Genomic DNA, 24644 nt, shown 5'->3' with positions numbered 1-24644 from the left:
GACAAAATCCTCATAGGGAAGTAGTTTCTTCCCACGATTGGTCTGCTTGGTAAGGAATTCTTCGTATTCCGATTCGCTCATTGCTAGGTACTTTGATACCGTACGCCTATCGAGCAAAAGGAATTCACTGATCCTGCTCTTGGAATGCCCTTCACGGTGCATTCGATGGATTTCATAATAAATCATAAATTTGGCTAAATACACATTCATAGAATTGCTGGTTTTGGTGAACCAGCAATATTAGCTTTTAGACCATTTGGGGCATGCCCCAAATGGTCTTTTAATTGTGTATTCCTGTTGCCATTTTCTGTGTATTCCTATTTACCGAAAACTGTGCAGATTTAATTTCCGATTACAGATGAACATAAATCGTTCCCGCTATATGTCCTATAAGATAAAAAGTCTGCTGTATTTACTAGCTTTTATAGCATCTACCGTTTTGTATATAAGTCTTGAGCCAGAAAATAACCCCGAGCAAAATGTTGAACATTTAGAACCCCAGGTAAAAGAGATTGAACATTTAGATTCCAAGGAAGTGGTTCAATCAAAAGAAAAATTAAAAGATTTGCAATAATTTTTATCCACATTCTTACTCCAACACCCCCCATCATATAGGAAAAACCCTAAGACTGTAGGGCCTTCTCCAAGGTTACTTTCCTCGTTTCCCTCACATTTACAGTACTTAACGTTTTTCTCGTTTTTAAACCAAATCCTTTTTTTCTAGTCTTACCTATATAACATAAAAAGGTATCACTATGAAAAATGCTATTATAGTATTCGCAATGTTAATAGGATTCACTGCGATGGCACAAAAAGAAGGACTACAAAAAAATGCTAGAGAGACAAGACAGCAAATGACTCCCGAGCAAATAGCGACCTTACAGACAAAAAAAATGACCCTTGCACTGGACTTAAGTCCGGCTCAAGAAAAACAATTGATGACCCTTAACTTAAAAGCAGCCAAAGAACGCAGCAAGAAAATGCAAGAGCGAAAGGCTTCAAAGGCCAAAGGTGAAGAGGCTAAGCTATCCGCGGAACAAGGTTACGATTTAAGAACAGAAATGCTCGATCGTAAAATAGCGCACCAAAGAAATTTAAAAACAATCTTGTCACCGGAACAATTTTCAACCTGGCAAAAAATGGCCCGTAAAGGCCATTCAAAAAGACGTAAAGCAAGAGGACATTCTGAAGGACACAAAGAAAGAGGCGATCATCATAGAAACGGCAACCATAGGAAGTAATAAAATCTCTCTAATAAAATAAAAAAGGCCCTATGTGCACAATGCTCCTAGGGCCTTTTTATTATATTCTATTAAATTATTTAAGCGTTGGTGCTATCGTATCTAGTGCCAAAATGGTGGCATCCAAATCCTCGTAAGACAGTGCATCGTTTAAGAAATAACTTTCAAAGGCACTCGGTGGCAGGTATACCCCATGGTTCAACATCCCATGGAAATACTTCTTAAAAAAGTCATTATTACCTTTAACCGAAGTTTTAAAATCAACCACTGGTTCATCGGTAAAATGTACGGACATCATAGAACCCAGTCTATTCATCTGGTACACTACTCCATGTGTATCCAAGACTTTTTCTATCCCTTTGGCCAAGTATTCGGTCTTTTCGGCCAAACTTTGAAACACTTCTGGATGTTCATTTAATTGGGTCAGCATCGCTAATCCGGCACTCATCGCCAAAGGATTCCCGCTTAAGGTCCCTGCTTGGTACACAGGTCCCTCTGGTGCCAAATAGGCCATAATTTCGTTCCTGGCAGCGAAGGCCCCTACTGGTAATCCGCCACCGATAACCTTTCCAAAGGTTACAATATCGGCATCGATCCCCAAAACTTCTTGAGCACCTCCTTTTCCCAGTCGGAATCCGGTCATTACCTCATCAAAGATCAATAAGATCCCTTCTTGGGTACATAGCTCACGAAGTCCTTTAATAAAACTATCACTTGGGATAATACAGCCCATGTTCCCTGCAACAGGCTCAATGATCACGGCGGCAATTTCTCCCTTGTTCGCTGTGGTCAGGGCTTTTACGCTCTCCAGATCATTGTACTCTGCCAAGAGCGTATCTTTGGCCGTTCCTTGGGTGACCCCTGGGCTATTAGGGCTTCCAAAAGTAACGGCACCACTACCGGCCTGAATTAAAAATGAATCGGAATGCCCATGGTAGCAACCCGCAAATTTTATGATTTTATCTTTACCGGTATAGCCTCGGGCCAACCGAATAGCACTCATACAAGCTTCTGTACCGCTATTTACGAAACGGATCTTATCAATATTGGGCACCATAGAAACCGCCAATTTTGCCAATTGTGTTTCTATTTCTGTTGGCATTCCGAAAGAAGTCCCTTTTTTGGCCTTCTCGATTACTGCATTGATTACGGGCTCATGGGCATGTCCTAAAATTAACGGCCCCCAAGAGGCTATGTAATCTATTAGCCGATTGCCGTCTTCATCGTACAAATAGGCTCCTTTGGCTTCCTTAACAAAAATAGGAGTACCTCCAACAGCTTTAAATGCCCTCACTGGAGAGTTTACACCACCAGGAATATATTGCTGGGCCTCTTCAAATAAAGCACTACTTCTTTTATAGATCATGTATAATTTATTTTAATTCTGATGTAACGTTCAGTTTTTGTCCAATGGCCAAATTACTGTTCTTCATATTGTTCAACTTCATCAATTCTGGAATGGACACAAAATATCTTTTTGAAATCGAATATAGGGTATCGCCTTTTTCAACGATATGGATTTTGTGATTCGTTGTCCTAGATTCTCTCTTGGCCAGAGGCCCCTTCCCTAGAACTTCCCTATCATATTTATCTAATTGATATCGTTCTATTATGGAAATTAATTTTTCAGGATAGCGTTTATCGGTAGCATAACCTGCCTTTTGCAAGCCATGTGCCCAAGATTTATAATCGTCGTGGTCTAAACTGAACAAGGAAGCGTACCTAGCCCTTGTGGTTAAAAATATGCTGTGATCTCTAAAGGAATACATGGGGTGGTTATACTTTCTAAAACACTCTCCCTTTTCATCATCATCGTGATGGTCGTAATCTCCGGTCCAACCAGTATGGCATTTTATCCCAAAGTGGTTATTGGTCTTTGCACTTAATGCGCCCTTCCCTGCCCCACTCTCCAAAATTCCCTGTGCTAGGGTAATGCTCGCTGGAATCCCATAGGCTATCATTTCAAATTTCGCCATTTCCGCAAAGGTTTCTATATACTCTCCAACAGAATTCACGGAAAACTTTACAAACTCCCCTGAATCTTCGGGCAGCGCATAAAGTCCATCGTCGGCTTTTTTGTTTTCTACTTTCCGCTCTCGATCTACCTTGGAAACTACAGATTTCCTAACAGGCTTTTTGCTATGGGCTGCTTTTCTCTTGGCCCCGCAACTCGACAAAAACATCCCTAAAAGGACAACAATTACAACTCTTTTTATCATATGCAGATATTTATTGTTTTATAACGGTCATACTTCGGCTGCACTCAGTACAAGCATGTAATTCCCATTGTTGAATTCGTATTGGCGATCAGTTTTTGGTCGTGGCCATTTCATACTTTCAATAATGGTAGATTCTTCTTTTTTAGTACCAAGTTCATTCCTTGAATTCCTTGGAGCCCTCCGCTATGGATGGCTAAAATTTTGGTGCCAGGACTAAAATAATCTCGTTGTACAAGATCGATGATCCCATATAGCAATTTTCCGGTATACACCGGATCTAAGGGCACCCCCGTTTTATCTTTAAAATTATTTATAAAATTCACTAGGGATTCGCTTACCTTGGCATATCCTCCAAAATGGTAGTCTGTTATAAGCTGCCAATTTTCCTTGGTAACAAATTTACAAATATCCTTTTTCAGAAAATCGCCCTTCAAAGCAGGAAAACCAAGGATTCTTTGTGAAGGGTCCGATGCTTCTATAATTCCGGCCAAGGTACCACCAGTGCCGGCACTAGAACAAATTACATCAAAGTCCTTATCGGAAGAAGTCAATATTTCCGCACACCCTTTTACCGCCAATGCATTGGTGCCTCCTTCGGGAATAATATAACAAGGCCCCACCGCTTCCTTTAGTTTTTCGATAAAAGTGTTGTCGGTTTTATCCCTATATTGGATTCTTGTTATAAACTTAAACTCCATTCCCTGTTCACTAGCCATCCTAAGGGTAGGGTTTTGCCTCCATTGATCTACCAGCTCTTCTCCACGAATGACGCCAATGGTTTTAAGCCCTGCTGTTTTTCCGGCATAGGCTGTAGCAGCAATGTGATTGGAATATGCTCCTCCAAAAGTCAGTAAAGTTGTCGCCCCCTTTTCCTGGGCCTCCAGAACATTATACTTTAATTTCCGGTATTTATTTCCGGAAATAAACGGATGGATCTGATCTTCCCTTTTTATAAAAAGAGAAATCTGCTTATCCGTTAACATAGATAGGTTTATTTCCTGATTTAATACCTGCACCATGGACATTTTTCAGACCCAAAGATATTTAATAAAGCTAAATGGTCTTCGTTCTTTTAAGTAATTTAAATTTTTTTCGTTTTGATAGGCTTCTCGTTCAAAACTTATATTACGGTATGCCTTATAACGATCAAAATATATTAAAAGTTTAAGAAACCCCTCAAAGACATAAATAACATAAAAAAGAACAAGGAGCAATTCACTTTGTTGTTTTAAATGTATTCTTTCATGATTCAAAAGAACCAAATCCTTTTTTAAGGCGCGGTTTTTTACAATGATAAACGGCCATAGAGCGAGCCCTATATAGTCCTTATAAAAAAAATACTTGAATACTATAATCATGGTGAATTACTTTAGGGCCTATAAAAGTTTAGTCCCTAGGAGAAAGAATTTAGCGAACTCGCTTACTGCCAAAATAGTGTTTTTAAGTTTCTTTAAATGCCAAACTCTGTTAAAAAGCCATCATACCCTATATCGTTTCAAAAATATTGATATAAATTTACAAAAATGAAGAAAATTATACCATTAGAGGAAGGCGATTTTTATCTTTCGGAAGAAGGCTACAAAGTCTTTACCCAACAATTCCATTTAAAACGGGGCTACTGTTGCGAAAGTGGCTGTAGGCATTGCCCTTATGGCTACAGCCGAAAAACAAACACACAGGGCTGATAATAAGGCATTCGGCATGATTATTGATGTTTTTCCTATAGAATATTCTAAGTTATAACTCAAAATAAAAACAGCTATGAAAAATATTAAATTTTTATTCCTCCCCGCCCTGATGTTGTTTTTTATTAGTTCTTGTACCTCTATTCAGGTAGTATCGGACTACGATAAAGAGGCCAATTTTAATTCGTTCAAAACCTATGCTTTTTATAAAACAGGTATTGATAAGGCCCAAATTTCCGATTTGGACAAAAAAAGGATTTTAAAAGCCATAGACACTGAGATGAGTGCCAGAGGTTTTATAAAATCTGACGATCCAGACATGTTACTGAGTATTTTTACAAAAGAAAAACAACAGGTAGATGTCTACAATAATTATTGGGGCGGCGGTTATTACGGCTGGGGATGGCATCCCTACTACTGGGGAGGGCCATGGACAGGCAACAACGTGAGCACCAGAACAGAAGGATCCCTTTACATTGACATCATCGATGCCAAAAACAAGGAATTGGTTTGGCAAGGAAGAGGCGTGGGAACCCTGCACAATATTAGAAATATGGAAAAAAAGGAACAACGCATCAAAGAATTTGTTTCAGAAATACTAGAAGCCTACCCCCCAGGAAGATCTATGAAATAACACATAAAAAAAACCGCTCCAAAAAGCGGTTTTTTTATGTTTGGTCCTAACTCCTTTGTGGGAATGTCTCAATGTTATATTAAAAGCCATGAACTTTTAGGTCTCAATAAGTTTGAAATACACCTTGCGTTGGATCTTCATGGTTTTTTGTAACTTTAGATTCATAAAACCTTTATTATGTCTTTCCAGAGCAACCCTATACTAGACAAGCTACCAGAACATTTAAAGCAATATATAAAGCCTCAAAACTACGACGACTACTCGGCCATTGACCAGGCAGTATGGCGATATGTAATGCGAAAAAATGTGGATTACTTAAGCAAGGTTGCCCATAACAGCTATTTGGAAGGCCTAAGAAAAACAGGGATCTCTATAGATTATATTCCCAATATGTATGGTATGAACCGCATATTAAAAGATCTAGGCTGGGCGGCCGTTGCAGTTGACGGATTTATTCCTCCTGCTGCTTTTATGGAGTTCCAAGCGTATAATGTCCTAGTCATTGCTTCCGATATCCGACAATTAGAACATATTGAGTACACTCCTGCTCCCGACATTATTCACGAAGGAGCAGGCCATGCCCCTATTATTGCCAATCCGGAATACGCAGAATACCTTAGAAGGTTTGGTGAAATTGGATGCAAAGCCCTATCGAGTGCCAAGGACTATGAACTATATGAGGCGGTACGCTACCTTTCTATCATAAAAGAAGCCGAAGGCACACCGCAAGAAAAGATTGATAAGGCAGAGCAAGCAATAGAAGCACTTCAAAAGAATATGGGAGCCCCCAGCGAAATGGCCCTGATCCGTAACCTACATTGGTGGACGGTAGAATACGGCTTAATAGGAACTGTGGAAAACCCTAAAATATACGGTGCCGGTCTCTTATCATCCATCGGGGAAAGTGCCTGGTGTATGACCGATAAGGTAAAAAAAATACCCTACACTATCGAAGCCGTGCATACGTCCTTTGATATTACGAAACCACAGCCTCAATTGTTTGTGACTCCCGATTTTGCTTTTCTAAATCAGGTATTGGAAGAATTCACCAATACCATGTCGTTGCGAAAGGGAGGTTTAGAAGGACTGAGGAAGCTTATAGACTCTAAAGAATTAGGCACTATAGAATTGAGTACGGGGCTACAGATATCGGGTTATTTTGAAAGTGCCATCGCCCATGACGACAAACCTGTTTATGTACAAACAAAGGGAAAAACAGCTCTTTCTTATCGAGAAAAAGAATTGATCGGCCATGGTACCAATCAGCATTCCGATGGATTTGGCTCGCCAATTGGGAAATTAAAGGGGATCAATCTCGCCATAGAAGATATGAGTCCACGCGATTTAAAGGCCTATGATATCTATGAAGGAAAAGAGGTAAGCCTAGAATTTATCGGGAACATCTGCGTAAGGGGAAAGATCATAACAGGAACTAGAAACCTAAAGGGCGAAATTATCCTTATCACCTTGGACAATTGTACCGTTACCCATGGCGAAACTATTCTTTTTAAACCCGCATGGGGATTATACCATATGGCCGTAGGAGAAAATATCACCTCGGTATTCAACGGACCTGCAGACATAAAAAGCTTCGATTTGGTTACCCATAAAATAACCAACACCACTATTAAATCTCCAAAAAGCAAAAAAAGATTAGCCTTAGAGCAATTGTACCAACAGGTAAGGGACTTTAGAGAGGGAACAAACCTTACCATCTCTAGAAATAAGGTCTTCCAAGAAATTAAAAACAATTACCCCGACGACTGGCTTTTATCCGTGGAATTGTACGAATTGGCGAAAACCAATGGTGATGAATCCTTTGCTGATGACATCCTTTTACACCTGGAAGCCATAAAAGAACACAAACCAACAGTTGGTCATTTAATAGATGACGGCATCGATTTGGTGAATAAGGCCTTGGTTTCTTAATTCAATCCTTAAAAAGAAGTTCTGGTAAATCCTCGGATACGGTTTGATCTTGATATTTTAAGGTCCACCCCATACTATTGGTTACAATATAAAATTTGGAGAGTTCGCTTATCAATCTATTCCTGGCATTGGATTTTAAGGAGGAAGCTTCTATTTTCTTCTGCAAAGATGCATTGACCGCCTTTTTAATCTTGTTGTAATCTTCGGCCTTAAACGGATTTAAATAATCGGCCGTAAGGTCGTAATACTCAAAATCTGGATAGATTTTAACCTCCGCAGGAGGCAGACTCAGGATTCGCAGCATTTTTTGGCTTTGGTCTATTTCAAAGCTTATCAGACTAAGATCGTAAGCAATATTTACCTCAGCATTCACCACTACAAGGGCTTTTTTATCTGCTGTAAGTAAAGGGCCGAACAGTTTTTGAGAATCCTTATAGGTATATACTTCGGAAAAATGGCCCTCCGTAACGATAAGCTTCGACACATTGTCTATCTGCTTTTGCAGCAGCATGGAATTTTCCTGAAGAACGGACGCCTCCTTTTCGTTGGTTTTCCATGATTTAAAGACCAAAAAGGCCGCCAATATCATTACTACACCTATGAGTACTTTTTTCATGCCCTTAAAACTTCATAAATGAATGATCGCTTTGTAGCTGCTGTATTTTTTGCTCCAAAGCCTGTAAAAATTTCAGGTGTTTTTCTGCCTTGGGGTTAAAAGGCCTGTGCTGCAACCCCTTCTGAACAGTATCGACTTTTTTCATGATGGCAGCGGTGCTATCGGAAAGGCATACCTCACGGAATTTCTCCCAAATATAATTTATAGCCAAGGCGTTAGGATGTACCATATCCTCGCTATAGAAGCGGTAATCGCGCAATTCGTCCATCATAATCTCATATGAAGGAAAGTAAGACAGCTGATCTTGGCAGCATACTTTATGAAGGGCCGTTATTAAATGAGCCTTGCTTCGTTGGTTTTCTATAAAACCATCCTTTAAATGACGTATTGGGGAAATGGTAAATATCGGCCTGCAATTTTTGTTGACCGCTTTTATTTGGGCAATAATATTCTCCAGGCTGGCCACGATATCATCGACCTCCAAGATTTCTTTGGAAAATTCCGCTTGGGGCACTTTATGACAATTTGCTACCACGGCATCGGTTGTACGATTGCGATATACCCAGGCAGTCCCTAGAGTTATGATAATATGGCTTGCTTCTGACAACTGAGTAGCTGTTTGTGCCAAACCATCATTAAGTTTTTGTAGCAATGCCTCTTTGCCAATATCGCTAAGTGCAGAATGCGCATCATAACAATGCCAACGTTCATTGAAATAGAAAACATCCCTGTCCGAATACTCCTTAGCACCAATGGCATTTACCACAAGGTTCTCTATGGCTTTGGGATGAAACAATATTCCAAAAGGGTTTTGCAATGCCCTAAATTTAAAATGGGCGAATTTCTCGCCCATATTTTCTACGAAGCAAGACCCCAATAACAGCAACCGACTATTGTAATCAATAGGATCGGGCATTTTCTTTAGCTGTATTTGGGTCTGTAGTTTCATGCGTACTAATACTTCTGTTTCCCTTATGAATTCACTATAACGAACGCCGAGCTTGTAACTCTTACCCGCCTATCCCAGATAACCCTTTGCCTTTTCCAAGGCTTCGGCAATACCGTTAGGATTTTTACCTCCTGCCGTAGCAAAGAAAGGTTGCCCCCCTCCTCCACCTTGGATATATTTCCCTAATTCGCGAACGATGGTTCCGGCATTGAGATTTTTTTGTGCTACCAATTCTTTCGAAATATAACAAGACAACAGTGCTTTCCCGTCATTTTCCGCGGCGAACAATAAGAAAAGGTTGTCCTTATTATTTCCCATTTCAAAAGCGATGTCTTTAATTCCTGCAGCATCCAAACTTAATTGTTTGGCCAAAAACTGAATCCCGTTTACTTCGGTCAACTCTTGTAACAACTCTCCTTTTAAGTTTTTTGCTTTTTCTTTTAAAAGCGCTTCAACCTGCTTTTTCAACAGAGAATTTTCTTCTTGCAAAGCTGTCACGGATTTTACCGGATCGGCCGTATTGTTCAACAAGTCCTTTATTTCGAACAACATCTTGTTGTTTTCGGAATAAAAATCCTTTACCGCATCGGAGGTAATCGCTTCAATTCTTCGAATACCTGCTGCCACGGCCCCTTCGGACTTGATCTTAAAATGCCATATATCGCCAGTATTCTTTACGTGCGTTCCTCCACATAGCTCTACTGACTGCCCAAAACGGATCGTTCTTACTGCATCGCCGTACTTTTCTCCGAACAGAGCCATGGCACCCTGCTCTAAAGCTTCCTCCATAGGAATGTTCCTATTTTCTACTAAGGGCAAATTACCGCTAATTCGGGCATTCACAAAATTCTCTACTTCCCTTAATTCGTCTACCGTTAATTTTGCAAAATGCGAAAAATCGAATCGCAGATATTTGGAGTGTACTGCCGATCCTTTTTGTTCTACATGCTCTCCCAACACCTCACGTAGCGCTTGGTGCAACAAATGGGTAGCCGTATGGTTAGCGGCGGTTCTTTGGCGTTGCTTCTTATCGACAACCGCCTTAAATTTATCGGTCAGGGTGGCCGGAAGTTCTTTAGAGAAATGTACAATTTCGTTATTTTCTCTTTTCGTATCCAAGATATAGACCACATCACCGTTCACAAGTTCCAAGTAACCTTTATCGCCTACTTGTCCTCCTCCTTCCGGATAAAAAGGCGTTAGGTTAAATACCATTTGGAACTGCTCGCCTTCTTTTTTAGAGGTTACTTTTCTATATTTCACCAACTTTACGCTGGCCTCTAGCATATCGTAGCCTACAAATTCTTGTTCGTTATCACTATCGAGCACCACCCAGTCTTCCTTCGATACTTCGGAGGCAGACCTAGAACGTTTTTTTTGTTCTTGCATGGCAATTTCAAAGCCTTTTTCATCGAGCTCATATCCGCGCTCTCCAAGAATTAAGGCTGTTAAATCTATGGGAAAACCAAAAGTATCATAAAGCTCGAATGCTTTTCTACCGTCTATCGTTTTTCCCTTGTTGCTAGCGACTATATTATCGAGCAACACCAATCCTTGATCCAATGTCTTTAAAAAGGAGTGTTCCTCTTCTTTCACTACATTCTCTATCAATTGCCTTTGATCTCTTAATTCTGGGAAGGCGTCTCCCATAGTATCCGAAAGAACTTTTACCAATCGGTACATAAATGGCTCCTTGGTATCAAGGAAGGTAAATCCGTATCTAATGGCGCGCCTTAAGATTCTGCGGATAACATATCCCGCCCCGGTATTACTTGGCAACTGTCCGTCTGCTATAGAAAAGGACACGGCCCTGATATGGTCTGCAATTACTCTAATGGCTATGTCTACAGCCTCGTCTTTTGCATATTTAGCACTGGTAATAGTTTCTATTTCGCGAATGATCGGGGTAAACACATCGGTATCGTAGTTAGATTGTACCCCTTGCATCACCATACAAAGACGTTCAAATCCCATTCCGGTATCTACGTGTTTGGAAGGCAAGGATTCTAAATCGCCGTTGGCCCTCCTATTATATTGCATAAATACCAAGTTCCATATTTCTACTACCTGCGGATGGTCTTGGTTTACAAGGCTCGCTCCAGGTACTTTTGCCTTTTCTTCGGCAGGGCGAATATCGACATGAATCTCTGAACAAGGTCCACATGGTCCTTGGTCGCCCATTTCCCAAAAATTATCTTTTTTGTTTCCATAAAGGATCTTGTCTTCTGCTACGATTTTACGCCATAATTCTAAGGCTTCTTCATCTTTTGCCAAGTTATCCTTATCTGTACTCCCTTCAAAAACGGTCACGTACAGACAGTCCTTATCTATCTTACATACTTCTGTTAAAAATTCCCAGGCCCATGCAATAGCTTCTTCTTTAAAGTAATCGCCAAAACTCCAGTTCCCCAACATTTCGAACATCGTATGATGGTAGGTATCCTTCCCCACCTCTTCCAAATCGTTATGTTTCCCGCTTACCCTCAAACATTTCTGAGTATCTACGACTCTTGTCTCCTTAGGGATAGAATTCCCTAAAAAGAACTCCTTAAACTGATTCATACCCGCATTGGTAAACATCAGTGTAGGGTCGTCTTTTATGACCATGGGTGCCGAAGGCACTATCCTATGTGATTTTTCCTTAAAAAATTCTAAAAAATTGGCTCTTATGTCTTGGGATTTCATCTAATTTGATAAGCTTTTTATAATTTTAACAGTTCGTAGCAAACATTTATTAAATTTGCCTGTTATCTAAAGTTACAATGGCAAAAATAGCATAAATTACATTCATGTCTAAGGTAAAATATTATTACGATCCAGACACCTTATCTTATCGAAAGATAGAGGCTAAGAAAACGACTAGATTCAGGAACATTTCCTTATTTGTTCTTGGGTCCTTTATGTTTGGTCTCCTCGGACTTATTTTTCTCTTAAACACCAATTTAATCAATACGCCCAAAGAACTTTCTCTTCAGCGCGAAGTTAAAAACTACGAGTTACAATTTGAACTTTTAAACAAAAAAATGGGCCAGATGGAACAGGTTTTGGCCAATATTGAAGAAAGGGACAATAATATTTACCGTTTGTATTTTGAAGCCAATCCTATTCCGGAAGAGCAACGCCGTGCCGGTTTTGGGGGTGTAAACCGTTACAACGCTCTGGAAGGCTTTAACAACTCGGAAATGATCATCGCAACGAGCAAACGTTTGGACATCATTCAAAAACAAATGGTCATTCAATCCAAATCTTTGGACGAAATCACCAAACTTGCAGGGGAAAAAGAAAAACTCTTGGCTTCCATTCCGGCCATCCAACCAATTACCAATAAAGAACTTACCCGAATGGCTTCTGGCTACGGCTGGCGTTCGGATCCGTTTACCAAGGCCCGAAAAATGCATTGGGGAATGGATTTCACCGCGCCAAAAGGCACTCCGGTCTATGCCTCTGGCGACGGTAAAATATCGAGGGCAGACAATAACTCCTCTGGGTACGGCAAACATATAAGAATAGAGCACGGATATGGCTATATGAGTCTATACGGCCATTTAAGCCAATACAACGTTAAACCAGGACAGAAAGTAAAAAGAGGCGACCTAATTGGGTTTGTCGGGAGTACCGGCCGTTCGCAAGCACCCCATTTACATTATGAGGTATGGAAAGACGACCAGCGTACCAACCCCATTAATTTCTATTACGGAAGTTTAACGGCCGAAGAATTTGAAAATATGCTGAAACTAGCCAATCAAGAAAACCAATCCTTGGATTAATGCATATAGATCTTCCAGAGAAACGATATTACAGTATTGGCGAGGTTGCCGATGCCTTTGAGGTAAACACTTCCCTCATTCGGTTTTGGGAAAAGGAATTTGATGTGCTCAAGCCTAAGAAGAATGCAAAGGGCAATAGAAAGTTTACCCCACAGGACATTAAAAACCTACAGCTGATTTACCACTTGGTAAAAGAACGTGGTTTTACCTTAGAAGGCGCAAAATTACACCTAAAGGAAGATAAGTCTAAAACCCTATCTACTTTTGATGTCATCCAAAAACTGGAAAAGGTAAAAGCAGAACTAATAAAAATCAAAAATCAACTTTAAAAATTTAAACATCCCCTATTATGAAAAAATGGTTAATTGCCTTAGGTATTATTCTTGTTTTGGCTTTTGGTTTATACCGATGGGCCGTAAACTTTAACAACACTGCCATTGAGCTTAAAGAAAGCTCTACCCAGAACTGGGCCAACGTAGAAAGTGCTTACCAAAGAAGGAACGACCTGATTGGCAATCTTGTGAAAACCGTACAGGGAGCTGCAGATTTTGAAAAGAACACCTTAACAGATGTTATTGAAGCAAGAGCAAAAGCTACTTCGGTAAGCATTGACCCAACGAATATTACACCGGAACAATTGGCCAAGTTCAATGAAGTACAAGGTGGACTTAGCGGTGCTTTAAAGAGCCTATTGGTAACGGTAGAGCGCTACCCAGAATTAAAGGCCAACCAAAATTTCCTGGAATTACAAGCACAGTTAGAAGGAACCGAAAACAGAATTAATGTAGAGCGCAACAGGTTTAACGAAACGGTAATGCCCTATAACAAGCATATAAAGATATTCCCGAATTCTATTTTGGCCGGCGTTTTCGACTTTAAGGAATTGGCTTATTTTAAAGCAGATGCAGGAGCCGAAAAAGCACCAGAAGTAAATTTCGAATTCAACTAAAACAAGTCCCATGACAGAAGTAGAAAAGTTTTTAACCCCCGAGGACGAACAGGAGATAGTGAATACAATTGTCCAGGCTGAAAAAAACACTTCTGGCGAAATCAGGGTTCACATAGAAGGGCATACCGACCTAGATCATTTTGACCGAGCCAAGGAGGTTTTCCATTTTTTGAAAATGGACAATACCAAGGAAGAAAACGGGGTACTGATCTACGTGGCCGTTAACGACAAAAAGTTTGTTATTTTCGGCGATAGCGGCATCAACAAGGTAGTACCCAATAACTTTTGGGATGCTACCAAAGACGTCATTCAGGACCAATTTAAAAAAGGAAACTTTAAACAAGGAATAATCGATGGTATTTTACAAGCAGGGGAAGCGTTGCAAAAACATTTCCCCTGGAACCACGACACCACAAATGAACTTAGTAATGAAGTTTCTAAAGCATAGCTTACTTTTAGTATTATTTTTACATTTCTCCTTTGGCTTTGGCCAATTTCCAATTCCGGAGAAACCAAAACTACAAGAACAAACCAGTGTTTATGATTATATAAACCTATTGTCTTCCGAACAAAAAAACAGTTTGGAACAAAAGCTGATCCGCTATTCGGACAGTACCTCTACCCAGATCGTCATTGCAATAATTGCCTCTACCGAAGGCGAAAACATTAACTATCTGGGTGCCCAATGGGGGCAAAAATGGGGCATTGGCCAAGCAAAGGAAGACAATGGCCTATTGGTTATCTTAGCCAAGGACGACCGAAAAATAGCCATTAATACCGGCTATGGTATTGAACACCTTATCACCGATGCCCTTTCTAAAAGAATTATTGAAAGGGTCATTATCCCAGAATTTAAACGGAACAATTTTTATGGGGGACTGAACAAAGGAAGTGATGCCATTTTTATGGCCCTCAATGGCGAATTTAAACAAGGTCTTACAAAAGCCAAGGACAAGGGGTTTCCTTTTGAATCCTTCTTGCCGTTCATTATATTTTTCGTGATCCTCATTATTCTATCTGCCAGAAGTGGCGGTAAGGGCAACAACAGGGGCGGTGGCCGTTCTAAAGGAATGGACCTGCTCGATATTATTATCCTAAGCAGCATGGGGCGCGGCGGCTATGGCGGCGGGTCATCGGGGGGCGGATTTAGCGGTGGCGGCGGAGGCTTCGGCGGTGGCTTTGGAGGCGGAGGCTTTGGAGGAGGAGGCTTTGGAGGAGGAGGCTCCTCGGGGAGCTGGTAAATTTGCCAAGGGAACGCACCAAACCTAAAAACTGACAATAGTGACCATCAATCAACAACATCAAAAGAAAATCCCCTAGAGAAGTTTTAAACAACAACTTCCCTATGGGATTTTTAAATCTGTATACCAGCGCTACCTTTTATAATGGATAGCAGCCACCATTATATGGGCCAAGGGTACGATTCGGCCCCTAATTTGCGTTAGGGATCGCGGCGGCATCCCCGCAGCAAGGCAAGGGATATAGCCAAGAGCCCGCCCGACGAAGGCGGGAACGCCCAAAGCAACAGTACAAGGCCTATCGTACTTTAAACAGGCCCATGCCCTAAACCGCCTTTCAATACCTTTTCCTTCTTAAAGGGGCTCGTGAAAGCCTTACCGCATCCTGCCCATGGATCTCTTTCCACCAAATTGGTCGAACTTATAAGAGAAACTCGCCATAAAATACTGTTGCAGCACGGTTCCTTGGAAATCCTGAATATAATCGTCTCCCGTAGAGCGTCTGGTATTGATATTTTGATCGAGCAAATCGTACGCCAAAAGTTTTAAGGTCCCTTTTTTATCCATCACCTGAAGCCCCAAACTCATATTCCAAAAGATGGCATCCTTTTTAAAACCTGGCCCCACATTGTCATTGTAACTATAGGTGATATCATTCTCCCAAATAATATTTTTTGGCCAATAAGAGCTCAGTTTTAAACTGGCATTTTGAGCGGTTACTTTTACATCTTCATAACCTTCCAGACTGTATTTGGTTTGGTCTATAGCGAGACCGTAGCCTGGCTCAATTTCTATCAATTCCTTATAGTTAAAGGTTGTAGACACCCTAGGATACATCCCAAAACTCTTGGCCTTTATTTTCGCGCCATTGGAGTAGCTTACAGATTGCCCAAAATTTATACTTGGCCTTACATTAAATTTTAAGGTGTATACACTATCTTTTTTAATCTGTTTGGAATATCCCATCCCCATATAGCCGTTGTAATTACCATTTACATTGGTATACCTGGTAGTCCTTAAAAAGTTCTCATCGATGACAGAAATAGAAGAAACCCTATCGTCTTGTATATTGAGGCCTGAATAGACATATACCCCACTGCGTTCTTTCCAATTATAATCGCTGTAATAAAAATTTACACCGTGATTTACCGATGGCAATAAATTAGGATTCCCAATTACGATATTAAGCGGATTACTAACATTAGGAACTGGCTGCAATTGATTAATGGACGGCAAACTCAAATTTGAATTATAGCGTAGATGAATCCGTTTATTCTTGCCAAGCATATAGCGCGCACTACTTCTAAACAACAGGTTTGTATACGCATTGGAAAAAGAGGTCTGCTGTAAGTAGTCCTGATTGCTAAGCTCGGAAAACTTATAGGTAGCGTAGATATCAAAGGAGAATTTTTCTCCGTTCTTACGAATTCCCAGGGAAGGAGAATGCTGGATATTCTTAAAGTTAAAATCGGAACTCAGCTCCATATTAAAATTGGTGTACCCAAAATCGTCTTCATTATAATCAAATACCTCTTTGGTATTATCGCTGCGCTCATCTGCATACTCATAACCAAGATCTAAAAATAACTCTTTTGTCAAAGGCTGCCTATACCCTCCCTCTAGCTGGTAGGCATTCCCTTTATTATTTACGTGGGCACGTTGGTCCAAAGTTTCTTCGTTCTCTTCGTCACCGAACAAGCTGCGAATAGAATTTAGGTTCGATAGGTTTGTATTTTCCGTATTTCTATTGAAAAAGGAAAGGGTAACAAACCTCCCTAGGGTATCGAGTTTTTTCATAAGGTTAATGCGGTTCGAATAATTCCTAACCACGCCATCGCTGGTCGTAGCCTGCTCATTACTATTAATAAGATCGCCAGCTTGGTTCCTAGAGGTCTCTTTACTTGTATAGTAGGAGTTTGTTCGGTTAACGTTCAATTTGGGCTGTACAGATACGCGAAAAGTCTCATCTATATCATACTCTAAGCTAGCGCCCCCCCTATTGGAATTGGTACTCCCGTTAAAACTAGTTTCGGACTCGGAAAAATACCTATTCTCGGGCAGTAAATTTTCCCTAAAGGTTTTCTGATTATTATAAGAGTCCTCATAAGAAAACAGATAATTACCATCGGCCTTATAAGTTCCTTTTTCAGAGTTCGCATAACTGCCTCCTATACTCGAAGATGTGGTAATTCCATTGCCAGAACCTGGGCTACCTGCCATGTTATATCGGCGACTGTTCCCTCCCAAGCCTTCGAGTTCATCGTAAGAAAAACCAGAACTGTTTATATTGTTGGAACCGGTAATTACACTAACACGCTCCTTATCATTAAAGTAGTTCAGCACCCCGTTTAGCTGATATCTGTCATCTGTGCCATAGGCCGCGGCTACCCTACCCATGACCCCTTTGTTCTTATCCTTTTTAATGGTCAGGTTAATGGTTTTTGTTTCCCCGTCACTATCTTCCCCGGTAAACTCTTGTTTCTTTGTTTTGGTATCGGTTATCTGAATTTTACTGATTATATCCTTTGGCAAACTTTTGGTAGCCACCTTAGGATCATTGCTAAAAAAGACCTGACCGTTTACCAGCACCTGGTTCACTTCCTTACCATATACCGTTATTTTTCCATCACTGGCTACGTCTACGCCCGGTAATTTCTTAAGCACATCTTCTACCGAAGCATCGGGCCTAGTTTTAAACGAATCGGCATTAAATTCAAGGGTATCTTTTTTTATGCTAATGGGCACTCTGTCGGCCACCAGCTGAACCCCATCCAATTCCTGGGCCTGCTCTTGCAAATGAAGTTCTCCCAGCTCTAGTACTTCTTTAGGTTTTACATTAACAACCAATGGCTCGTAGCCGTTAAAAGTAATAAAAACCTTTAATTCGGAAAGTTTTGTTTTCCCTTCCAGGTCAAAAACACCCTTCTCATTGGTAATGGTATAGGACACCAAGGAACTGTCCTTTATAGATTCGGCATATATGGTCGATGCCTCTAAGGGTAGTTTTGAAAGAGCATCGACTACTTTTCCACGAATGGAAAAATCTTGGGAAAAAGCAGCGGTAGAAAAAACAAGAATTAAAGAAAGCAGAATTTTCTTCATGAAATACAAACTGTTATTTGGTTAATTATCAGGGCTCAAAACCGTCTAAATTAAAGTAAGCACCTACAGCACACAAAGGTTTAACAGAATTTTGGGAGCAACTGACCTCATATGAATTCCTTGATAAATCAAAAAAAAAGCAGCTCAGGCAGCGGAGTATAGCGTTTAAAAATCATACCCTTTCCAGGGCTATGTTCCAAAATTGCTACATTCGCCCGGTATACCGTTGGTGTAGTACGGCAATACTTTGGGCGTTCCCTCCTTCGTCGGGCGGGCCCTTGGCTGTATCCCTTGCCTTGCTGCGGGGATGCCGCCGCGGTCCCTAACGCGGAACAATGTGAGTATGTAGGCAGATTTAAGCCAAGAAAAGCAATTGGAAACAAAAAACCCTTGACATACTGCCAAGGGTTTTGCTATAGTAATGTAACAATGTTTTACTTCTTCCTCATAAAAATAGATACTGGAACTCCGGTAAAATCGAAATGTTCCCTTAGTTTGTTTTCCAAGAAACGTTTGTACGGATCTCTCACATACTGGGGTAAATTACAGAAAAATGCAAATTGTGGGTAAGGAGTGGGCAACTGAGTACAGAATTTTATTTTAACGTATTTATCCTTGTATGCTGGTGGGGGATAATTTTCAATGATCGGCAACATAATATCGTTCAGTTTTCTTGTCACCACCTTTTTTCCTCTGTTTTCATACACCTGTACAGCAGTTTCTATAGCTTTATAGATTCGCTGTTTTGTCAGTACGGAAACAAAAAGAATAGGAACATCCGTAAAAGGAGATATGGCATTATGGATTTTTTTGGTATATTCTTTTATACTGTTCGTTTCCTTATCCTCTACCAAATCCCATTTATTCACCAAAATAACGATCCCTTTATTATTTCGCTGGGCCAACCAGAAAATATTCTCTACCTGTCCGTCAAAACCACGTGTAGCATCGAGCATAAGGATACAAACATCAGAATGTTCAATAGCCCTTACAGAACGCATTACAGAATAAAATTCCAAATCTTCGTGAACTTTAGACTTTCTTCGGATACCAGCTGTATCTACCAGATTAAACTCGAATCCAAAACGATTGTACCGTGTATCGATACTATCTCTTGTGGTTCCTGCAATATCGGTAACGATATAACGCTCTTCCCCAATAAGGGCATTAATAAAGGACGATTTCCCTGCATTAGGTCTACCGACCACTGCAAAACGCGGTAAATTATCTTCTTGCTTTTCTTTTTCCGGCAATACTTTTACCAGGTCATCTAAAAGATCACCGGTACCACTACCGTTAATACTGGCAATGGTATAGTATTCTCCTAGACCAAGAGAATAAAACTCCACCGCATCCTCACTTCTTTTATTATTATCGACTTTATTGACTACTAAAAACACAGGTTTATCTACCCGTCTTAATAATTTGGCGACATCTTCATCCATCCCGGTAACTCCGGTTTCAACATCTACCATAAATATAATAGCATCGGCTTCGCCGATGGCTAGTTCTACTTGCTTATCGATTTCCTTCTCGAAAACATCATCACTCCCCAGCACATATCCCCCGGTATCGATAAGGGAAAATTCTACTCCGTTCCATTCGCTTTTACCATAGTGACGATCACGGGTAACCCCACTAACAGCGTCGACAATCGCTTCTCTACGTTGAATAAGTCGATTAAAAAAAGTTGATTTGCCTACATTAGGTCTTCCTACAATGGCTACAATAGCACTCATACTAATAATTTGATGCAAAAGTACTATTTAAATCCGAAGAAATATAGTATCTTTTTATCCTACTTCGTTATACCGAAAAAGTGACCGTCATTTCCAATGAAATTGCCTCAGGCTCAAGGTTTAAAATAACACATCCCCTATCGAAGGAAAAAACGCTTGCGTCCTTCGAAAAAAGCAGGGTTCCCCCGTTTATTGTCAAGCGATCTGACGACCATATTTTTATAAAATTCAACGCTCAAGCGTCCCACTTTTGGTCGCCTCAACTACAATTAGAAATTTTAGAAAAAGACAAGGACCACTGTCTTATTTGCGGATTATTCGGTCCAAACCCCACATTGTGGACGTTTTTTATGTTCTTACACTTTGGTGCCGTCACCTTGCTGATCCTTATTGCCATATGGGCTTATACCCATCATGTGCTACACAAAGCCATAGCACTGCAAATAGGACTATTTGCTTTTGTTCTTGCCCTTTGGATGGGGCTATACTTTTTTGGCCTTCACGGAAAAAGAAAAGGGAAGCCACAAGTCGCGGAATTGGTTCTTTTTATAAAAAAAACATTAAAAAACCCCTAATCAACTGTAGTCGATTAGGGGCTGGTTTTCACAATTTCAAGGATTAATTATTATATCCAAATCGCTTTAATTGGTTAGGATTGCTCCTCCAATTTTTATTCACTTTTACGTACAATTCTAGATGTACCTGTTTATCGAAGAATTTCTCCAGATCCTTTCTGGCTTCAACCCCTACCCTTTTTAAGGCGGCACCTTTATGACCAATAATAATTCCTTTTTGCGTTTCGCGCTCTACCATAATTACTGCCCTCATTCGGATAATTTTTTCATCTTCGAAAAACTCTTCCGTTTCTATTTCTACCGCATATGGAATTTCCTTTTTGTAAAACTGAAGGATTTTTTCACGAATCGTTTCATTTACAAAAAAACGTTCGGGCTTATCGGTCAACTGATCTTTAGGGTAATAGGCAGGTGCTTCTGGCAAAAGCTCTATAATGCGCAAAAAGACCTCCTTTACATTAAAATTCTGCAAGGCAGAGATAGGGTGAATTTCTGCTTTGGGCAATTGTTCTTGCCAGTATTGTACTTGCTCTTCCAATATTCCCTGCTGGGATACATCAATTTTATTTAGAAGCAACAATACAGGGATAGGGCTATTTTTAATTTTTTCGAAGAAACGCTCATCTTTTAGGGCCTTCTCTCCTATTTCTACCATATAAATTAAAACATCCGCATCATCAAAGGCCGACTTTACGAAGTCCATCATAGAAGACTGCAATTCATAGGCAGGCTTAATAATACCGGGGGTATCGGAAAGTATCACCTGAAAATCTTCTCCATTGACAATTCCTAATATACGGTGACGGGTTGTTTGTGCTTTGGAGGTGATTATGGATAATTTTTCACCTACAAAGGCATTCATAAGGGTAGATTTCCCTACGTTGGGATTTCCTATAATATTTACAAATCCTGCTTTATGAGACATGTTCTCTTTTTATCTTTTATAAGTGCAAAGGTAGTGGAATCCTTGTATTTAAATCATAATAAAGCCTAAAATTACATATAACACAACCGTGATGAGTCCGCCTATAAGGGCATATGGCAATTGGGTATTGATATGATCTATATGGTCACTGGCCGAAGCCATAGAAGAAATAATAGAGGTATCGGATATTGGAGAGCAATGATCCCCAAATATCCCGCCTCCCAAAGTAGCAGCGACCACTAAGGCCAGTGGGGCTCCGTGAATTTCTGCCATAGGGATCGCAATGGCCATCATAATGGCAAAGGTTCCCCAAGAGGTACCGGTAGAAAAGGCCACAAAGGAACTGATCACGAAAATAATAGCCGGTAAAAATGAAGGGGACAACCATTCCTTGGACCAATTGGCCACAAACGGCCCTGTCCCCAATTCGATACAGGCATCACCAATGGCAAAAGCCAATAACATCAACAAGGCCAAGGGCATTAACTCACTAATCCCTTTTAAACCCAAATCGACCATCTCTTTGGTTTTCATAATTCCTTGTGCCCTATACAAAACCATGGCTACTATAATTGCGGTGAGCACCGCGTATAAAACGGAAGAAGACCCCGATCCGTTTCCGATAGCTTTAAACACATGATCGGAAAAGGAAACAGCATTCTCAACAGCATCCCAACCGGTAAACGCCAAATTGATAGGCATCATGAAAACCATGGTGGCCAAGGGAACTATCATATTATATGCCTTAGCCTTTATTCCTTTTTTAGACTCAAAAGAGGTTACCTCACTAGATAGCATAGGCTTGGCACTGTCATTTAATAATTTCCCAGTCTCGCGTGTCCGCTTTTCGGCTTTGGCCATGGGACCAATATCTTTTTTTGAAATTATGACTATAAATACTAAAAGGATAGCCAGAATGGGATAAAAATTATAGGCCATCGAGGAAATCATAAGTCCGAATGGATTTTCTATACCTTGGGTCAGCAGTAAGCCCATAATAAATGCACCCCAGGCATTAAAAGGGATTAAAATAGAAGATGGCGCAGAACTAGAATCGGCGATATAGGCCAATTTTTCCCTTGGAATTTTCAACTTATCAAAGATAGGACGATATAAGGTACCTACTGTGAGGGAGCTTATACTCGTTTCTACGAATAATAGAATACCTGTAAACATGGCTAAAAGTTGTACCACTACCCTACTATATCCACTTTGTTTTTTTTCAAAATAGGCGATAAGCTTGTTTAATTCGTTCACAAACCCTTCTACTCCCTTAGAATACTGAATAAACAGCAACAGGGCTCCTACTAGGGCACTAAACATGATGGTTCTTGTATTTCCGGCCGATTTAAATACATTTACCAGACCTTCTAACGCTGCAAGGGTCCCGGTCAAAAAATTCCAATCGTTGATGATCACCCAAGAAATCCAGATCCCAAAAAGCAGGGCTATATACACCTGTTTAGTCCTGAGGGCCAATACAATAGCTATTACTGGTGGTAAAATGGAAAGAAAACCGTAGGTGTCCATAAATAAGGGGCGAATTAAAATTGCAGGTTAGTCATCAATAAAGGGTACAAAATAGAAAGATTTTAGAAACTAGACTACAACATCCTCATTTTTAAAACTCAGCGCAAGCTTCTAAAAAATATTTTAAATTTTAATGGTTTAATATTTGGCAGAATGATAAAAGGGCGTACCTTTGCAGCATATATCGCGGGATAGAGCAGTAGGTAGCTCGTCGGGCTCATAACCCGAAGGTCACTGGTTCGAGTCCAGTTCCCGCTACTAGTAAAAACAAGGGTTTCAAGAGATTGAAGCCCTTTTTTTATTTCCTACCTAAAACATTCCTAAAACATTTTGTTTATTTTAATTAAAAGAAAATAATAATTGTCTCACATAGGGAGATAATAGATTTCTCTAAGACAGACCAATGAATGTAAAACACCACAACAGTTAAAGCAACAATAATCGAACATGTGATCCTTTTCAATAATTTCAATTTTTCGTATTGATTTGAAAGCAGTTCACCCTTAATATCCTTTTCAAGCTCATTTTTAATTTCATTCAGTTCACTTACATTTTCTATTTTCGCCTGAAACCTAACTATCTCTTTATCAATTGAATCTAGTGACTCTTTTATATTTTTAAAAAATATTTTTCTTAAAAGAATAAAAAACAAATACCCTAAAACAAGCAACATAAAATTCTTTGCTAATGAGGGGGCTTCAAAATCGAGCCTACTAGCAAGAAATAAAAATGATACAGGTATTGCAAATAAATAGCTGGAGACTTTTCTTATTGCATCGTGTATTTTATCTGAAATTTCTTGAAAATAAATTACTGATGAAGTCTTAATTTTATCAAATGAAAACCCTTCCAAATATGCATCTAAACTGTGAAAGTAATTATCCTTAATTTGTTTAAACTCCTCCAGAATTATGGAGAAGTCCCTTCTTTTACGTGAATAGAAATCGACCAAATCATTTACGAATAATTTTTTCCTATCCTCACTATGTAATTCATTTGAAAATTGTTTAATGAAATTTTGTACATCTTCAACTGTAGATTTATTCAAATCTTTGACGGTATAGGATATTGGCAAAATGAGACTCTCGCCTATTTTATGAAAATAAAGCTCTAGTCCTGAAGCAGTTTCATTTTTGTTATCAGCTATTTTTTTTAAAAATGCAATTAATTCTAACACATTTCTGTAAGAGTTCATCAGAGCATGATCGTCTTCATATTTTGTGATATTTCCTTGATGTATATAAAAATCTGATAAATCAAAAGAATAGGGGTGCTTTTCGATAAGTTCGGAAAATGACTCAAAATAATTAGGAAACTCCCCACTAGCCAACTCTACCGAAATATCGTTGTATAAAAGTTGATCTAGTTGTTCACATCCATAAATTTTCCCAGCTTTATCCTTTATTTCGTAAATACTTTCTTCAAGGTTTTGAAGAAGGGAAATTTGTTCTTTAGATAAATTAATGATATCCCCTACGATATGAAAATCCTCTAACCGCTCATTCTTTAAGTCTTGTCTTATTTTTATGAAATCTTTTAATTCCAT

The 24644-nt window shown here is 39.8% G+C and carries 23 protein-coding genes and 1 tRNA gene; 12 read left to right on the top strand and 12 right to left on the bottom strand.

The annotated features are described in order from the left end of the window. Positions 1-210: hypothetical protein (locus tag BUA16_RS07245; protein ID WP_317045389.1), on the bottom strand; the 210-nt coding region annotated here is incomplete at its 3' end. A gap of 172 nt (positions 211-382) precedes the next feature. On the opposite strand from BUA16_RS07245, the gene BUA16_RS07240 reads away from it, so the two are divergent. Next, complete coding sequence (locus BUA16_RS07240) at positions 383-574, top strand: hypothetical protein (RefSeq protein WP_143150470.1); 192 nt, start codon at positions 383-385, stop codon at positions 572-574. Between the two features lie 181 nt (positions 575-755). Then, positions 756-1241, top strand: a complete 486-nt coding sequence (locus BUA16_RS07235) for a DUF4890 domain-containing protein (RefSeq protein WP_072764082.1) — start codon at positions 756-758, stop codon at positions 1239-1241. A 76-nt stretch (positions 1242-1317) separates the two neighbouring features. Here the strand turns inward: BUA16_RS07235 and hemL are convergent, their stop codons facing one another. The 3 genes from hemL to BUA16_RS07220 form a co-directional block, all read right to left on the bottom strand. Then, on the bottom strand, positions 1318-2607 hold the full coding sequence (gene hemL / locus BUA16_RS07230; RefSeq protein ID WP_072764081.1) for a glutamate-1-semialdehyde 2,1-aminomutase: 1290 nt from the start codon (positions 2605-2607) through the stop codon (positions 1318-1320). A 7-nt stretch (positions 2608-2614) separates the two neighbouring features. Beyond that, positions 2615-3460: a glucosaminidase domain-containing protein gene (locus BUA16_RS07225; RefSeq protein WP_072764080.1), complete on the bottom strand. Its 846-nt coding sequence runs from the start codon at positions 3458-3460 to the stop codon at positions 2615-2617. A gap of 110 nt (positions 3461-3570) precedes the next feature. After that, the gene (locus BUA16_RS07220; protein ID WP_072764089.1) at positions 3571-4479 is read right to left on the bottom strand and encodes a 1-aminocyclopropane-1-carboxylate deaminase/D-cysteine desulfhydrase; all 909 of its coding nucleotides are present in this window, start codon (positions 4477-4479) and stop codon (positions 3571-3573) included. A gap of 504 nt (positions 4480-4983) precedes the next feature. Between BUA16_RS07220 and BUA16_RS18595 the strand changes: the two genes are divergently transcribed. From BUA16_RS18595 to BUA16_RS07205, 3 genes are all read left to right on the top strand, one after another. Then, positions 4984-5145: a C1orf53 family protein gene (locus BUA16_RS18595; protein ID WP_178338856.1), complete on the top strand. Its 162-nt coding sequence runs from the start codon at positions 4984-4986 to the stop codon at positions 5143-5145. A 76-nt stretch (positions 5146-5221) separates the two neighbouring features. Then, positions 5222-5779 (top strand): DUF4136 domain-containing protein, encoded by a 558-nt coding sequence (locus BUA16_RS07210; RefSeq protein WP_072764078.1) that lies wholly within the window; start codon positions 5222-5224, stop codon positions 5777-5779. Between the two features lie 177 nt (positions 5780-5956). Further along, positions 5957-7708 (top strand): aromatic amino acid hydroxylase, encoded by a 1752-nt coding sequence (locus BUA16_RS07205; protein WP_072764077.1) that lies wholly within the window; start codon positions 5957-5959, stop codon positions 7706-7708. A gap of 1 nt (position 7709) precedes the next feature. Here the strand turns inward: BUA16_RS07205 and BUA16_RS07200 are convergent, their stop codons facing one another. From BUA16_RS07200 to alaS, 3 genes are all read right to left on the bottom strand, one after another. Further along, positions 7710-8324 carry a DUF4230 domain-containing protein gene (locus tag BUA16_RS07200; protein ID WP_072764076.1) on the bottom strand — a complete coding sequence of 205 codons (615 nt, stop codon included), beginning with the start codon at positions 8322-8324 and terminating at the stop codon, positions 7710-7712. A gap of 4 nt (positions 8325-8328) precedes the next feature. Continuing rightward, entirely contained in the window at positions 8329-9273 is a 945-nt protein-coding gene (locus BUA16_RS07195; RefSeq protein WP_072764075.1) for a GSCFA domain-containing protein, read from the bottom strand. A 69-nt stretch (positions 9274-9342) separates the two neighbouring features. Further along, the gene (alaS, locus tag BUA16_RS07190) at positions 9343-11958 is read right to left on the bottom strand and encodes an alanine--tRNA ligase (RefSeq protein WP_072764074.1); all 2616 of its coding nucleotides are present in this window, start codon (positions 11956-11958) and stop codon (positions 9343-9345) included. A gap of 104 nt (positions 11959-12062) precedes the next feature. Here alaS and BUA16_RS07185 point away from each other — a divergent pair, with 104 nt between their 5' ends. Genes BUA16_RS07185 through BUA16_RS07165 form a run of 5 tightly spaced genes read left to right on the top strand, consistent with a single transcriptional unit; the run spans position 12063 to position 15230 of the window. After that, positions 12063-13040: a M23 family metallopeptidase gene (locus tag BUA16_RS07185; RefSeq protein ID WP_072764073.1), complete on the top strand. Its 978-nt coding sequence runs from the start codon at positions 12063-12065 to the stop codon at positions 13038-13040. Next, positions 13040-13369 (top strand): MerR family transcriptional regulator, encoded by a 330-nt coding sequence (locus tag BUA16_RS07180; protein ID WP_072764072.1) that lies wholly within the window; start codon positions 13040-13042, stop codon positions 13367-13369. Before BUA16_RS07185 ends, BUA16_RS07180 begins: the two co-directional genes overlap by 1 nt. A 20-nt stretch (positions 13370-13389) precedes the next feature. Next, positions 13390-13989 (top strand): LemA family protein, encoded by a 600-nt coding sequence (locus BUA16_RS07175; protein WP_072764071.1) that lies wholly within the window; start codon positions 13390-13392, stop codon positions 13987-13989. Positions 13990-13999: 10 nt separating this feature from the next. Further along, positions 14000-14437, top strand: coding sequence for a TPM domain-containing protein (locus tag BUA16_RS07170; protein WP_072764070.1), 438 nt, complete (start codon positions 14000-14002; stop codon positions 14435-14437). Further along, positions 14418-15230, top strand: a complete 813-nt coding sequence (locus tag BUA16_RS07165) for a TPM domain-containing protein (RefSeq protein ID WP_072764069.1) — start codon at positions 14418-14420, stop codon at positions 15228-15230. The genes BUA16_RS07170 and BUA16_RS07165 overlap by 20 nt, the downstream gene beginning before the upstream one ends. A 372-nt stretch (positions 15231-15602) precedes the next feature. Here BUA16_RS07165 and BUA16_RS07160 read toward each other — a convergent pair whose 3' ends face one another. Continuing rightward, the gene (locus BUA16_RS07160) at positions 15603-18329 is read right to left on the bottom strand and encodes an outer membrane beta-barrel protein (protein WP_072764068.1); all 2727 of its coding nucleotides are present in this window, start codon (positions 18327-18329) and stop codon (positions 15603-15605) included. A 434-nt stretch (positions 18330-18763) separates the two neighbouring features. Beyond that, entirely contained in the window at positions 18764-20068 is a 1305-nt protein-coding gene (gene der, locus BUA16_RS07155) for a ribosome biogenesis GTPase Der (RefSeq protein ID WP_072764067.1), read from the bottom strand. 80 nt (positions 20069-20148) lie between these two features. On the opposite strand from der, the gene BUA16_RS07150 reads away from it, so the two are divergent. Next, on the top strand, positions 20149-20643 hold the full coding sequence (locus BUA16_RS07150; protein ID WP_072764066.1) for a GTP-binding protein: 495 nt from the start codon (positions 20149-20151) through the stop codon (positions 20641-20643). A 43-nt stretch (positions 20644-20686) separates the two neighbouring features. On the opposite strand, the gene era is transcribed toward BUA16_RS07150, so the two are convergent. Both era and BUA16_RS07140 read right to left on the bottom strand, forming a co-directional pair. Next, positions 20687-21568 (bottom strand): GTPase Era, encoded by an 882-nt coding sequence (gene era / locus BUA16_RS07145; protein ID WP_072764065.1) that lies wholly within the window; start codon positions 21566-21568, stop codon positions 20687-20689. Positions 21569-21616: 48 nt separating this feature from the next. Next, positions 21617-23098, bottom strand: coding sequence for a Na+/H+ antiporter NhaC family protein (locus tag BUA16_RS07140; RefSeq protein ID WP_072764064.1), 1482 nt, complete (start codon positions 23096-23098; stop codon positions 21617-21619). A 185-nt stretch (positions 23099-23283) separates the two neighbouring features. Between BUA16_RS07140 and BUA16_RS07135 the strand changes: the two genes are divergently transcribed. Next, a tRNA-Met gene (locus tag BUA16_RS07135) sits at positions 23284-23356 on the top strand. A gap of 85 nt (positions 23357-23441) precedes the next feature. On the opposite strand, the gene BUA16_RS07130 is transcribed toward BUA16_RS07135, so the two are convergent. Further along, the gene (locus tag BUA16_RS07130) at positions 23442-24644 is read right to left on the bottom strand and encodes a hypothetical protein (RefSeq protein WP_072764063.1); all 1203 of its coding nucleotides are present in this window, start codon (positions 24642-24644) and stop codon (positions 23442-23444) included.

Source organism: Arenibacter nanhaiticus (assembly GCF_900141935.1).
In the GTDB taxonomy this organism is placed as follows: Bacteria; Bacteroidota; Bacteroidia; order Flavobacteriales; family Flavobacteriaceae; genus Arenibacter; species Arenibacter nanhaiticus.
Note: the sequence above shows the minus strand (reverse complement) of the source record. Positions and strands in the feature narration are given on the sequence as shown.